11 protein-coding genes are annotated in these 14,188 nt (G+C 64.3%); 7 read left to right on the top strand and 4 right to left on the bottom strand.

From position 1 onward, the window contains the following. Positions 1-65: 65 nt before the first annotated feature. From dnaK to radC, 3 genes are all read left to right on the top strand, one after another. Complete coding sequence (dnaK, locus tag ACFQXB_RS00690) at positions 66-1,976, top strand: molecular chaperone DnaK (RefSeq protein ID WP_377397583.1); 1,911 nt, start codon at positions 66-68, stop codon at positions 1,974-1,976. Positions 1,977-2,044: 68 nt separating this feature from the next. Then, complete coding sequence (gene dnaJ / locus ACFQXB_RS00685; protein ID WP_377397581.1) at positions 2,045-3,202, top strand: molecular chaperone DnaJ; 1,158 nt, start codon at positions 2,045-2,047, stop codon at positions 3,200-3,202. A gap of 43 nt (positions 3,203-3,245) precedes the next feature. Then, a complete protein-coding gene (radC, locus tag ACFQXB_RS00680) occupies positions 3,246-4,004 on the top strand; it encodes a RadC family protein (RefSeq protein ID WP_377397578.1) in 759 nt (252 codons plus the stop codon). Here radC and ACFQXB_RS00675 read toward each other — a convergent pair. Further along, positions 4,001-4,630, bottom strand: a complete 630-nt coding sequence (locus ACFQXB_RS00675; RefSeq protein WP_377397575.1) for a hypothetical protein — start codon at positions 4,628-4,630, stop codon at positions 4,001-4,003. The two genes, radC and ACFQXB_RS00675, sit on opposite strands and share 4 nt — an antisense overlap. A gap of 51 nt (positions 4,631-4,681) precedes the next feature. Next, positions 4,682-7,375 carry a preprotein translocase subunit SecA gene (secA, locus tag ACFQXB_RS00670; RefSeq protein WP_377397572.1) on the bottom strand — a complete coding sequence of 898 codons (2,694 nt, stop codon included), beginning with the start codon at positions 7,373-7,375 and terminating at the stop codon, positions 4,682-4,684. A 186-nt stretch (positions 7,376-7,561) separates the two neighbouring features. Between secA and ACFQXB_RS00665 the strand changes: the two genes are divergently transcribed. From ACFQXB_RS00665 to ACFQXB_RS00650, 4 genes are all read left to right on the top strand, one after another. Then, positions 7,562-8,398, top strand: coding sequence for a peptidylprolyl isomerase (locus tag ACFQXB_RS00665; protein WP_377397569.1), 837 nt, complete (start codon positions 7,562-7,564; stop codon positions 8,396-8,398). Between the two features lie 23 nt (positions 8,399-8,421). Continuing rightward, positions 8,422-9,795, top strand: coding sequence for a bifunctional glutamate N-acetyltransferase/amino-acid acetyltransferase ArgJ (argJ, locus tag ACFQXB_RS00660; protein ID WP_377397566.1), 1,374 nt, complete (start codon positions 8,422-8,424; stop codon positions 9,793-9,795). Next, on the top strand, positions 9,792-10,190 hold the full coding sequence (mutT, locus tag ACFQXB_RS00655) for an 8-oxo-dGTP diphosphatase MutT (RefSeq protein WP_377397563.1): 399 nt from the start codon (positions 9,792-9,794) through the stop codon (positions 10,188-10,190). The genes argJ and mutT overlap by 4 nt, the downstream gene beginning before the upstream one ends. A gap of 591 nt (positions 10,191-10,781) precedes the next feature. After that, a complete protein-coding gene (locus ACFQXB_RS00650) occupies positions 10,782-10,928 on the top strand; it encodes a hypothetical protein (RefSeq protein WP_377397560.1) in 147 nt (48 codons plus the stop codon). Positions 10,929-11,033: 105 nt separating this feature from the next. Here the strand turns inward: ACFQXB_RS00650 and infB are convergent, their stop codons facing one another. Both infB and ACFQXB_RS00640 read right to left on the bottom strand, forming a co-directional pair. Then, positions 11,034-13,538, bottom strand: coding sequence for a translation initiation factor IF-2 (gene infB, locus ACFQXB_RS00645; protein ID WP_377397557.1), 2,505 nt, complete (start codon positions 13,536-13,538; stop codon positions 11,034-11,036). Further along, positions 13,535-14,179 carry an RNA-binding protein gene (locus tag ACFQXB_RS00640; RefSeq protein WP_377397553.1) on the bottom strand — a complete coding sequence of 215 codons (645 nt, stop codon included), beginning with the start codon at positions 14,177-14,179 and terminating at the stop codon, positions 13,535-13,537. The genes infB and ACFQXB_RS00640 overlap by 4 nt, the downstream gene beginning before the upstream one ends. Positions 14,180-14,188: the final 9 nt, after the last annotated feature.

Genomic DNA, 14,188 nt, shown 5'->3' with positions numbered 1-14,188 from the left:
GGAGGGCAGAAGCCGCAACTCGGGTCTGCTTTCCACGTAATCGCCGAAAGAAGAGGTAGCATATCATGGCCAAAGTCATCGGGATCGACCTTGGGACCACGAACTCCTGCGTTGCCATCATGGACGGGGCGCAGCCGCGGGTCATCGAGAACTCGGAAGGTGCACGCACGACCCCGTCGATCGTCGGGTTCACCGACACCGAACGTCTGGTCGGCCAGCCGGCCAAACGGCAGGCAGTGACCAACCCCACCAACACCATTTTCGCTGTCAAGCGTCTCATCGGCCGCCGGTTCGATGATGCGGATCTTGCGAAGGACAAGAAGAACACGCCCTATGCCATTGTGAATGGCGGCAACGGCGATGCCTGGGTCGAAGTGCGCGGCGAAAAATACTCGCCCAGCCAGATCTCGGCCTTCATCCTGCAGAAGATGAAGGAAACCGCCGAAAGCTATCTGGGTGAAACCGTGACGCAGGCGGTCATCACGGTTCCCGCATATTTCAACGACGCACAGCGGCAGGCCACCAAGGACGCGGGCAAGATCGCAGGGCTTGAAGTGCTGCGCATCATCAACGAACCCACGGCCGCGGCGCTGGCCTATGGGCTCGACAAGAAGGACAGCCGGACCATCGCGGTCTATGACCTTGGCGGCGGCACCTTCGACATCACCATCCTGGAAATCGACGACGGCCTGTTCGAGGTCAAATCGACCAATGGCGACACCTTCCTGGGCGGCGAGGACTTCGACATGCGCATCGTCAGCTACCTGGCCGACGAGTTCAAGAAAGAGCACGGCGTCGACCTCACGCTTGACAAGATGGCGCTGCAGCGGCTGAAGGAAGCCGCCGAGAAAGCCAAGATCGAGCTGTCGTCCAGCCAGCAGACCGAGATCAACCAGCCGTTCATCTCGATGGACAAGAACACCGGCCAGCCGCTGCACATGGTCATGAAACTGACCCGCGCCAAGCTGGAATCGCTGGTGGCAGATCTCATCAAGCGCTCGCTCAAGCCCTGCGAGGCCGCGCTGAAGGATGCTGGCCTGTCGAAAGGCGATATTGACGAGGTGGTTCTGGTCGGCGGTATGACCCGGATGCCCAAGGTGATCGAAGAGGTCACCAAGTTCTTCGGCAAGGAGCCCCACAAGGGCGTCAACCCGGACGAAGTCGTGGCACTGGGCGCGGCCATCCAGGCCGGCGTGCTGCAGGGCGATGTGAAGGACGTGGTGCTGCTGGACGTGACGCCGCTGAGCCTGGGCATCGAAACGCTGGGCGGCGTTTTCACCCGGCTGATCGACCGCAACACGACGATCCCCACCAAGAAGAGCCAGGTCTTCTCGACCGCCGAGGACAACCAGAACGCGGTGACGATCCGCGTCTTCCAGGGCGAACGGGAAATGGCGGCGGACAACAAGCTGCTTGGCCAGTTCAACCTCGAGGATATCCCGCCGGCCCCCCGTGGCATGCCGCAGATCGAGGTGACCTTCGACATCGACGCCAACGGCATTGTCTCGGTTTCGGCCAAGGACAAGGGCACCGGCAAGTCGCAGAACATCACCATCCAGGCCTCCGGCGGCCTGTCGGACGAGGATATCGAGAAGATGGTCCGCGACGCCGAGGCCAATGCCGAGGCTGACAAGCAGCGCCGCGAACTGGTGGAAACCCGCAACCAGGCCGAAAGCCTGATCCACTCGACCCGCAAGTCGATGGAAGAGCATGGCGACAAGGTTGATCCTTCGACGATCGAGGCGATCGAGCTTGCCATCGGCGCGCTGGAAGAAACGCTCGAGAAGGACGACGCCGGCAAGATCAAGGGCGCGATCCACAACCTGACCGAAGCTGCGATGCGGCTGGGCGAAGCGATCTACAAGGCGCAGGCCGACGCTGGCGAGGCCACCGACGAGGAAGCGCCCCGGGGCGTGGACGAAGACATTGTCGATGCCGATTTCGAGGATCTCGGCGAAGACAAGAAACGTTCGTGACAGCGGATTGAACCAGGGGGGCCGGCCTGCTGACAGGCCGGCCCCTGCGTTCCCGGGAAGGGCCAGCCATGGCAAAACGTGATTTCTACGAAGTGCTCGGGGTTGCGCGCGGTGCCTCTCCGGACGAGATCAAGAAAGCCTATCGCCAGAAGGCGAAGGAATTTCACCCAGACCGCAACGCCGACAATCCCAACGCCGAGGCCCAGTTCAAGGAAGTGAACGAAGCCTATGACGTGCTGAAGGACGCCGAGCGCAAGGCCGCCTATGACCGTTTCGGACATGCCGCCTTCGACGGAGGCATGGGCGGCGGCGGCCAGCGCGGCCGCGGCGCCTATGCTCAGGGCCAGGGCGATTTTGCTTCGGCCTTTTCGGACGTGTTCGAGGATCTTTTCGGCGATTTCATGGGCGGCCAGCGGGCAGGCGGCGGGCGACAGCGCGCGGCGCGGGGTTCGGACCTGCGGTACAATCTCCGCGTGACGCTGGAGGAAGCCTATGGTGGCGTTCAGAAAACGATCACCGTTCCCGCCTCGACCAGCTGCGATGCCTGCAACGGCACCGGCGCAGAAGGCGGCGCCGAACCGGTCACCTGCCCCACCTGTTCGGGCATGGGCAAAGTGCGGGCGCAGCAGGGCTTCTTTACTGTTGAACGGACCTGCCCCACATGTGGGGGCCTTGGTCAGATCATCAAGAACCCCTGCAAGGCCTGCGGCGGTGCCGGCCGTATCGAGAAAGAGCGCGCCCTGTCGGTCAACATCCCGGCCGGCGTCGAAACCGGCACCCGGATCCGGCTCTCGGGCGAAGGCGAGGCCGGGTTGCGCGGCGGGCCATCGGGCGATCTTTACATCTTTATCGACGTGCGGGAACACCCTCTATTCCAGCGCGACGGCGTGAACCTCTATTGCCGGGTACCGGTCAGCATGACGACCGCCGCCCTTGGGGGCGATATCGAGGTGCCGACGATCGACGGTGGTCGCAGCCGTGTGAAGGTGCCGGTGGGTAGCCAGACCGGCAAGCAGATGCGCCTGCGCGGCAAGGGCATGCCGGCCCTGCGGGGCGCCGGCCAGGGCGACATGCTGATCGAGCTTGCGGTGGAAACGCCCGTGAACCTGACGGCCCGCCAGAAAGAACTGCTGCGCGAGTTCGAGAAGCTCAGCGAGGACAACAACCCCGAAGGATCGTCGTTCTTTTCCAAGGTGCGCAGCTTCTGGGACGGGATGAAGGGCTGAACGCCTTAACACTTCGTTTACTCTGATTTGCGAGTCTGGGCGCATGACCCAGATTCGCGCATTCCATGAATCCCCCATGCCGCTGTTCGAAGCGGATGAGGCGGTTGTCATCAGCCCCGAGGGCAAGCTGCCCTCGTATATCCGCGATCACCGGAAGCGGCTCCGCACCCGCTTTCTGGAAGGTGGCGCACAGGCGATGCCGGATTACGAGCTTCTGGAGCTGGTCCTGTTCCGCGCCATTCCGCGTCACGACGTCAAGCCACTGGCGCGCAGGCTGCTTGACGTTTTCGGCGATTTCAACCGCGTGGTTTCGGCCCCCCCACACAGGTTGCTGGATGTGAACGGCGTCGGTGAAGCGGTCGTGCTGGAACTCAAGATCGTCGAGGCCGCAGCCCACCGGCTTGCGCGCGCGAAGGTCATGCATCGTCCGATCCTGTCGAGCTGGGACGCGCTTCTGGATTACTGTCGCACCGCCATGGCGCACCGTGAAACCGAGCAGTTCCGCGTGCTTTACCTCGACCGCAAGAACACCCTGATCGCGGATGAGGAACAGGCACGGGGCACGGTGGACCATGTGCCGGTCTATCCGCGCGAGGTGGTGAAGCGCGCGCTGGAACTGAACGCCTCGGCACTGATCCTGGTGCATAACCACCCTTCCGGCGATCCGACTCCATCCGAGGCCGATATTACCATGACGATGCAGATCCAGGACGCGGCGCAGGCGCTTGGGCTTGCCCTGCACGACCATCTGATCATCGGCAAGGCGCGCGAACTCAGCTTCCGGTCGATGGGCTATCTCTAGTTCAGCCGCGGCCTGTCCAGAAGCCCCGGCACCACCACGCCTTGGCCGATCGCGTCGCACCCCGGCATCGCGATGGTCAGATCGCGGCGCAGAAGAACGCCGTCGCGCACCTGCACCGTCTCGGCCAGAACCTCGGTGCCGCAGGTCGTCCGGGTGACCGGGGCAACCGCCCGCAGATCGGGATCGCCCGACGGAATCGGCACTACCGCGGCAAGCATCGGCCAGGGAGCGTCTGCATCGCCCAGCAGCAGTGGCGCCACGCCCTCGGCCTCAAGGCGCAGATCGTCCCCACCTTGCCATTGCAGGACGAACCATTCGGCGTTGAAAGACTCAACGGGCGTGTCCACCTCCGTCAACAGCCGCGCACCATCCGGCATCAGGACGCCAACAGCCCCTGTTCCGAGGGCTGGCACGTCAAGTGACAAGACCCCCTCCTCATCCAGCAGACCAGCGAAGGTAAGCCCCTCATGGGTCACCACGGCCCGTTCGCCCGCGCGGCAGGGCCAGTGCAGATCCAGCGCGATCATGCCATCGGGCGCAGGCTCCAGCACCAGGCTGGCCGGGCAGTCTGCCCAGAGAACCGTCGAGGATCCAAGAAGCCCCGCCGCAAAGATCACCGCACGCATTCCTGTCTCCTGCCCGGGGCACTGCACCCCGATTGTGACAGAGAACGCAGCTCAGGCAAAGCGTCCGTGGCAGTGCTTGAACTTCTGCCCCGAGCCGCAGGGGCAGGGATCGTTGCGCCCGGGTTCGCCCCATGTCGCAGGGTCGTCTTCATCGAAACCCGCGACAAGCGGCTGATGCCCCGGGGCCTCGGGCGCTTCGGCGGCGCGCGCAAGGGCGGCCTGTTGCGCCGCGATCTGACGCAGCATCGTCTCCTGCTCTTCCTTGCTGAGCGGACGGATCTGCGCAAGTTTCTGCGTCACCTCAAGGCGCAGGCTGTTGAGCATGTTCTCGAACAGCGTGAAGGCTTCGGTCTTGTATTCGTTCAGCGGGTCGCGCTGCGCGTAACCGCGGAAGCCGACCACCGACCGCAGATGCTCCAGCGTCAGCAGATGTTCGCGCCACTTGCCATCGATCGTCTGCAGCAGAAGCTGCTTTTCGATGTTGCGCATGGTTTCCGGGCCGAACTTGGCGGCCTTGTCGGCCATCATCTCGTCCGAGGCCTTGTAAAGCCGCTCGCGCACCTCGTCCTGATCCACGCCTTCTTCCTCGGCCCAGCCGATGATCGGCAGATCAAGGCCCAGCTTGTCCAGCGCCGCCGCATAAAGCCCCTCGACATTCCACTGGTCGGCATAGGACTTGGGCGGCAGGAATTCATCCACCAGATCATCGATCACCTGATGGCGCATGTCCTGCGCGATCTCGGACAGATCCTCGGCCTGCATGATCTCCAGCCGCTGACCAAAGACGACCTTGCGCTGGTCGTTCATCACGTCGTCGAACTTAAGCAGCTGCTTGCGGATGTCGAAGTTGCGCGCCTCGACCTTGGCCTGAGCCTTCTCCAGCGACTTGTTGACCCAGGGATGAACGATCGCTTCGCCTTCCTTCATCCCCAGCGTCGACAGAACCTTGTCCAGCCGGTCCGAGCCGAAGATGCGCATCAGGTCATCTTCCAGCGACAGGAAGAACGACGACCGCCCCGGATCGCCCTGCCGGCCCGAACGGCCGCGCAACTGGTTGTCGATCCTTCGGCTTTCGTGCCGCTCGGTGGCAAGAACGTAAAGCCCGCCCGCCTCCAGCACCCGCTGCTTTTCTTCGGCCACCTCGGCCTCGATCCGGGCGCGAAGCTCGTCGGGATGGACATCCGGCGTCTCGGCCAACGCCTGCATCACCTTCATTTCCACGTTGCCGCCAAGCTGGATGTCGGTGCCGCGGCCTGCCATGTTGGTGGCGATGGTGACGGCACCCAGGCGACCGGCGTCGGCCACGATCTGGGCCTCCTGCTCGTGCTGGCGGGCGTTGAGGACGTTGTGCGGGATGCCCTCCTTCTTCAGAAGCTCCGACAGGAATTCCGACTTCTCGATCGAAGTGGTGCCGACAAGGATCGGCTGGCCCTTGGCGTTCGCCTCCTTGATGGCGGCAACGATGCCGTCGAACTTTTCGCGGGCGGTGCGATAGACCTGATCGTGTTCGTCGATCCGCTGGATCGGGCGGTTGGTGGGCACTTCCACGACGCCCAGCTTGTAGATCTCCATGAACTCGTCTGCTTCGGTCGTGGCGGTGCCGGTCATGCCGCCCAGCTTTTCATAAAGGCGGAAGTAGTTCTGGAAGGTCACCGAGGCCAGCGTCACGTTCTCGGGCTGGATCTGCACGCCCTCTTTCGCCTCGATCGCCTGATGCAGACCGTCCGAGAGGCGGCGGCCCCGCATCATCCGGCCGGTGAATTCGTCGATCAGCACGACCTCGCCATCGCGGACGATATACTCCTTGTCCTTCAGGAACAGCTTGTGCGCCCGCAGACCCTGCGTCACGTGATGCACCAGGGTGGTGCTTTCGGGATCGTAAAGCGACTGACCCTCGGGCAGAAGGCCGGCAGCGCGCAGGCGCTGCTCGATGAAATCGTTGCCCTCGTCGGTATAGGTGACGTTGCGGGTCTTTTCATCGAGGGTGAAATGCTCCTCGGTCACTTCGGGGATGATCGCGTTGATCTTGACGTAAAGCTCGGAACGGTCCTGCGAGGGGCCCGAAATGATCAGCGGCGTCCGCGCCTCGTCGATCAGGATACTGTCCACCTCGTCGACGATGGCAAAGAAATGGCCGCGCTGCGCCATATCCTCGAGCGAGGATTTCATGTTGTCGCGCAGATAATCGAAGCCGAGTTCGTTGTTCGTGGCATAGGTGATATCGGCGCGGTAGGCGGCGCGCTTCTCGGGCTCGGGCTGATAGGGATAGACCACACCCGTGGTCATGCCGAGCTGGGCATAGACCTTGCCCATCCATTCGGCGTCGCGCTTGGCAAGGTAGTCGTTCACCGTGACGACATGCACGCCCTTGCCGGCCAGCGCGTTCAGATAGGCCGGGAAGGTGGCCACCAGCGTCTTGCCCTCGCCCGTCTTCATTTCGGCGATATTGCCCTGATGCAGGAAGATCCCGCCCATCAGCTGCACGTCGAAGGCCCGCAGCCCCAGGGCCCGCCGTGCCCCTTCGCGGCAGTTCGCAAAGGCTTCCGGCAGGATGTCGTCCAGCGTTTCGCCCTTGGCGACACGGTCCTTCAGCTCGGCGGTTTTCTGCTTGAGCCCCTCGTCGGACAGCGCCTTGAACTCGGGCTCCAGCGCGTTGATCCGTTCGACCAGCGGCCGGGTCGATTTGACCTTGCGATCATTCGGCGTGCCAAAGACCTTTTTGGCGATTGTTCCGAGACCCAGCATGTTTTCTCCGCGTGGCGTTTGACAGGATCGTGTGGCGCTTTGCCTTGCCGCTTCGCCCGGCCCGCCATAGAACTGCAGGAAATCTGGGGCGGCCCGACGTTTCAAAGGCCCTTGGGCGATGTAAGGGGCCGCCGGCAGAGTGTCAACGTCACGGCCCGTCAAGGGCCAAAAGCAGGAGTGTTCATCATGGCGAAACTGGCAGGATTCTGGCTGGGAAGCGCGCTTGGCCTTGCGCTGGCGGTCCCGGCGCTTGCCCAGGACGCAGAGACGGTCGTTGCGACCGTGAACGGCACTGAAATCACGCTGGGTGAAATGATCGTCCTGCGCGAACAGCTTCCGGAACAGTATCAGGCACTGCCTGACGAGGTTCTTTTCGAGGGAATCCTTGATCAGCTGATCCAGCAGACCGCGCTGGCACAGACGCTTGAGGGCAACCTGAGCCGCCGCGACCAGATCGCGATCGAGAACGAGCGTCGCGCCTATATCGCCAGCACCGTCCTGTCGGAAGCCGCCGATGCCGCCGTCAGCGACGAGGCGCTGCAACAGGCCTATGACCGCCTGTTCGCAGAAGCCGAACCGACACGCGAATACAATGCCGCACATATCCTTGTCGAAACCGAGGAAGAGGCGCGGGCGCTCAAGTCCGAGATCGACGGCGGCGCCGATTTTGCAGAGCTTGCCCGCGAGCATTCCCGTGACGGGGCCGCCCAGGGCGGCGGGGCCCTTGGCTGGTTCGGCCCCGGCATGATGGTGCAGCCCTTCGAGGATGCGGTGACGCAGCTTGAGGTCGGCGAAGTGTCGGACCCCGTTCAGACGCAGTTCGGCTGGCATCTGGTGCGGCTGAACGAAACCCGGATGGCCGAAGCCCCTGCCCTGGACGATGTGCGGGGCGAACTGGCGGCAGAACTGCAGCGCGAAGCCATCGAGGCGCGGATCGCCGAATTGACTGCGAACGCCGAGATCACCCGCAATCCCGAGGGGATTGACCCGGGCGTGCTTCGCAATCAGATGTTGCTTGACTGACATCGCAGATCGCAGAGGGCGACATGGCCAAGAAAGACGGCAAGAAGGACAGCAAGAAGGACAAGGCCGGCAAGTCCGGCCTGAAGTCCGAGGTCAAGTCGCTTCGCAAGGAGGTCAGGAAACTGGCTGCGCAGGCAACCGCCCCCGCGCCGGCCAAACCGCTTGTCTCACCTCTGGCGCCTTCTGCCTTTCCGGCGCTGCCGATCATCAAGGGAGTGTCCTTTGCCGCGGCCGAAGCAGGGGTCCGCTATCGCAACCGCAAGGATGTGATGCTGGTTCGCCTGGCCCCCGGAACCTCTGTCGCCGGGGCCTTCACCCGCTCGGCGACCCGGGCGGCCTCGGTCCTCGATTGCCAGGCCAAGCTGGCGGCGGGTGAAGGGCTTTCCGAAGGCGCGGCGATTCTGGTCAATTCCGGAAATGCGAACGCCTTCACCGGCGCGAACGGCCAAGAGGCCGTGGACCGCATCACTTCCGAAGTGGCACGCGTTACCGGCGTGCCGCAGGGCCGGGTCTTTTCCTCCTCGACCGGTGTGATCGGCGAGCCGCTGCCCCACGAGCGTATCACGGCCTGTCTTGAGGCGCTTGCGGCGGATCTGCGGGAGGACGGCGCCGAGATGGCCGCACGTGCCATCATGACGACCGATACCTTCCCCAAGGGCGCAGCGGCCGAGGTCGCGGTCGAGGGCGGGACGGTGCGGATTGCCGGCATTGCCAAAGGTTCGGGCATGATTGCCCCCGACATGGCGACGATGCTGGTCTATATCTTCACCGATGCCGCAATTGCGCCCGGCCCGCTGCAGAAGATGGTCTCCCGGCTGACGGATCAGACCTTCAACTGCATCACGGTGGACAGCGACACATCTACCTCCGATGCGCTTCTGGTGGCGGCCACAGGCCAGGCCGAGGCACCCGCAATCACCAATCTGCGCAGCAAGTCGGCCCGCGCCTTCGAGCGTGGCCTGCGCAGCGTGATGCTGGACCTCGCACAGCAGGTGGTCCGCGATGGCGAAGGCGCAACCAAGTTTGTCGAGGTGCGCGTGACCGCCGCAGCCGATGATGCGGATGCACGACGCGTGGCAATGGCGATCGCCAACTCGCCGCTGGTCAAGACGGCCATCGCTGGCGAAGATCCCAACTGGGGCCGCATCGTGATGGCAGTCGGAAAATCAGGGGCCGCCGCCGACCGCGACCGTCTGAGCATCCGCTTCGGGGATCTCACCCTGGCCGAGAATGGCTGGCGCGCGCCCGACTACAGCGAGGAACAGGCCGCAGCCTACATGAAAGGGCAAGACATCGTGATCGGCGTCGATCTGGGCCTTGGCAAGGGATCTGCGACCGTCTGGACCTGCGACCTGACCCATCGCTATATCGACATCAACGCTGACTACCGCTCATGAAGCTGGTTCTGGTTGCGGCCGTCGCGCTGATCGATGCGGACGGTCGTGTGCTTCTGGCGCAACGCCCCGAAGGCAAGGACATGGCCGGGCTGTGGGAGTTTCCGGGCGGCAAGATCGAGGCGGGCGAGACACCCGAAGCTGCCCTGGTGCGCGAATTGCACGAAGAACTGGGCATCGAGACCTGGTCAAGCTGTCTCGCGCCGCTGACCTTCGCAAGCCATTCCTATCCCGGCTTTCACCTGCTGATGCCGGTCTTCGCCTGCCGCAAGTGGCAGGGCACGCCGAGTTCCCGCGAAGGCCAAAGCCTCGCCTGGGTGCGGGCCGCGCGGCTGCGCGACTATCCGATGCCGCCGGCGGATCTTCCGCTGATCCCGATCCTGCGCGACTGGCTCTGACCGGGTGACGGCCGCGAAGCGCGCCGCTCGGTCTCTCCCTCCCGACAGGGGAAAGCAGGACGGCTGACACCGGCTTCCTGTGCGCGCTTCGTGGCCGGCGCAGTGGGTGCATCCGGCGGCATGGGCTTCGGCTGGGTGGCCGCGCGACACAGCCATCAGACATTTCGGTCGTGCCCCCAAGGATCGCGCGCGCCCCTCCGTCGCGGCGGCGTCCCGGCATCAAGAAGGCTCCGGCGGCGTCCGTTCTTCGCGATGCGGATCCGAGGGGCGAGGCGCGCTGGCCTCAGAGCGGGTGTTCCTTCGCGCGCTCAAGCATCGACGGCCGCAGTCGAACATCCCTCTGATCCCGTTGCACCTGATGCCGGCCGCACCCGCGTCATGTCCGGAATCAGGAGGCGCGGGCCCCGGAACCGCGGCGAGATGCCGCCGGCGGCGTCCACACCAAACTCAAAGTGACGTAACGTAATACATACTTTTTATCAAAAGTGTCAAAATACGTGCGTAAAAGAGATCCGATTGCCCGGAAGAATAATGTTTTTTTAAGTCTGTGCGGCTTACATTCAGATCATGGTATTCGCGGAGGCTCGAATCATGATCCGGACGATCAGCATCGGTAGCTACATCTCGGTTCAAGGAACGTTTGTGCGTCAGCTCCCCAACGGGAAGCTTGCGGTACGTGTGGGCGAGAAGACGTTCGTCGGAACGCCCGTATCCAGCGGGAAGCGCAGCGCCGCCTGATCTCCCGACGCATGGGGCCTCGCGCCCGGCGCGCGCAGCTGTCCATTCACTGCCAGATCACCGTATGGAGTCAGCCGGGGCATCGCTGCCCCGGCTCTTTCTTGATCAGCTGAGCTTGCGCTCGACCTCTTCGCGCTCGAAGATCTCGATGATGTCGCCCGGCCGGATATCGTCATAAGCCTCGAAGGCCATGCCGCATTCCTGCCCAGACTGGACTTCCTTCACCTCGTCCTTGAAGCGCTTGAGCGTCTTCAGCGTGCCCTCGTGGACCACGACGTTGTCGCGCAGCAGGCGCACGCCCGCAGACCGGCGCGCCACGCCTTCCGTCACAAGGCAGCCCGCCACCTTGCCGACGCCCGTGACCTTGAAGACCTCGCGGATCTCGGCGTAGCCGATGAACTTTTCGCGGATCTCGGCCGAAAGCAGGCCCGAAGCCGCCGCCTTCACGTCGTCCACCAGATCGTAGATGACCGAGTAGTAACGGATCTCGACCCCCTTCTGGTTGGCGCTGTTTCGCGCCGGCGCATTGGCCCGGACGTTGAAGCCGATCACCGGCGCGCCTGACGCTTCGGCAAGGCCGATGTCCGATTCGGTAATCGCGCCCACACCGTAATGCAGCACCCGTACCCGGACCTCGTCATTGCCGACCTTTTCAAGCGCCTGCACGATCGCTTCGGCCGAACCCTGAACATCGGCCTTGAGAACCACCGGCAGTTCCGCAACGCTCTGGTCCGCCTTGGCCTTGGCCATCAGCTGTTCCAGGGTGGTTGCCGCGCCCGCAGCCGCCCGGCGATCCTTGGCGGCCTGTTCGCGATAATGGGCGATCTCGCGGGCCTGGGCTTCGGTTTCGACCACGTTCAGCACGTCACCGGCTTCCGGCGTGCCGTTCAGGCCCAGAACCTCGACCGGAACCGAGGGGCCCGCCTCCTTCACGCGGTCGCCCTTGTCGTTGATCAGCGCGCGAACCTTGCCCCACTGTTCGCCCACAACGAAGATATCGCCTTGCTTGAGCGTGCCGTGCTGCACCAGGACCGTGGCCACCGGCCCGCGGCCGACGTCGAGCTTCGCCTCGATCACCGCCCCCATCGCCGCCCGCTTCGGGTTGGCCTTGAGTTCCAGAATCTCTGCCTGCAGCGCGATCGCCTCAAGCAGCTCGTCCAGGCCCTTGCCGGTCAGCGCCGAAACTTCGACGTCCTGAACATCGCCCGACATCTTCTCGACCACGATCTCGTGCTGAAGAAGGTCGGTCCGCACCTTGTCGGGTTGCGCCGACGGCTTGTCGCATTTGTTGATCGCGACAATCATCGGCACTTTTGCTGCCTTGGCGTGGTTGATCGCCTCGATTGTCTGCGGCATCACAGCATCATCGGCCGCAACCACAAGCACGACGATATCCGTCACCTGCGCCCCACGCGCCCGCATCGAGGTGAAGGCGGCGTGGCCCGGCGTGTCAAGGAAGGTCAGCACTGCCCCGCTGTCGGTTTTCACCTGATAGGCGCCGATGTGCTGGGTGATGCCGCCGGCTTCCCCGGATACGACGCTGGTCTTGCGAATCGCATCCAGAAGCGAGGTTTTGCCGTGGTCCACGTGACCCATGATCGTGATGATCGGCGGACGCGAGACCAGATCTTCGGGCGCATCCTCGACCGAATCGATCACCTGCTCCACATCGGCATCCGACACGCGGAGGGCGCGATGGCCGAATTCCTCGATCAGAAGCTCGGCCGTGTCTGCGTCGATCGTCTGGTTCATGGTCGCCATGACACCCATCTTCATGAGCGCCTTGACCACATCCGCCACACGTTCGGCCATCCGGTTCGCGAGTTCCTGAACCACGATGGTTTCGGGCAGCTGCACGTCGCGCACCTGCTTTTCGCGCGACTGGTTCGCGCCCATCGCCTTCTGGCGGGCGCGTTCCTGCTTGCGCTTCATCGCGGCGAGGCTGCGCTGGCGGCCCCCTTCGCCGGAAAGTGCCTCGTTCAGCGTCAGCTTGCCGGCACGGCGGCTGTCGTCGCCCCCCTTGCCCTTGCCGCGGCTGTCGCGATCGGCCTCGCGCTCACGCTCGACCTTGCGCGGACCAGATGCCGCCTTGGGCATTGCGCGTTCCGCAGCGGGGGCTTCCGGCGTTGCTGCCGGGGCATCCGCGATCTTCTTCTTTTCGGCCGCACGGCGGCCACGCTCGGCCTCGGCAGCCTTCTCGCGCTCTTCTTCCTCGGCCTTCAGCCGGGCACGCTCCTCGCGCTCGCGCTCTTCGCGTTCGCGCGCCTCGATCTCGTCGCGACGGCGCTGGCGTTCTTCCTCGCGCTCGCGCTCTTCCCGCTCGCGGCGGGCGGCGTCTTCGGCCTCGCGGGCCTTCGCCGCCTGAACCGCGCGCAGGCGGCGCTCCATCTCGGCGTCAGAGATTCCCGCCGGGCGCTTGGAGGGGTCGCCAAGATGCGGGGCTGATGTCGTGCCCGAACCGCCGGCCGCGCCGGGCTTCGGCACGACGACGCGCTTGCGCTTCGTTTCAACCACAACACTCTTGGTCCGGCCGTGGCTGAAGCTTTGCTTCACCTGACCGGAGTTTCCGCCACGCAGCCCAAGGGGCTTCTTACCGTCTGTATCGCTCATGCGTCTTTCGTATCCTTCCCGACGGCCCTGCCGCCGAACTGCCCACGGATGCCCGAGAGCCTTGCGGCCTCCTCTACAACACGCGCCGTGAGTCCACCAGCCGCAAGCGCGGCATGTATCACATGTTCGCGCCCAAATGCCAAACCCAATTCGGCGGCAGTCAGGCACCCAATAAACGTCGTATCCCCGGATTCGCGGGGTTCTGGCGGGCGGAGCTTCGTCTTGCCACGTTCCGACCCGTCGCTGGCCTGGATCAGCACCTCGGCCTGATCCTTCACCAGCCAGTCCTTGACCTTCTCGAACCCCGCCACGGCCGCACCGCCCTTGCGGGCAAGTGAGATAAGCTCGCCCAGCCGGCGGGCCAATGCAGCCTCGACTTCCGCGACGAGATCGGGGCCCGCCTGCACCGGCTGACGCGCGGCACGGGCGAACAGGCCCTTCTTCACCGCCTTTTCCAGCGCGGCACGGTCGGCCGTGACCCAGATCCCCCGGCCCGGAAGCCGTTCCAGAAGATCCGGCACAACCTGCGCATCAGGCCCGACGACAAACCGGATCAGCCCGGATTTCGACCCGGTGCCACCGGTGGCGATGCAGCGCCGCTCCGGCTCATCCCTCTGCTTGTCGCGTCCGCCACGCGTCATGCCGGTCCC

The organism is Halodurantibacterium daqingense, assembly GCF_042666235.1.
Taxonomy (GTDB): domain Bacteria; phylum Pseudomonadota; class Alphaproteobacteria; order Rhodobacterales; family Rhodobacteraceae; genus Halodurantibacterium; species Halodurantibacterium daqingensis.
The sequence above is the reverse complement of the archived record's forward strand: the minus strand, read 5'-3'. Positions and strand labels throughout refer to the sequence as shown.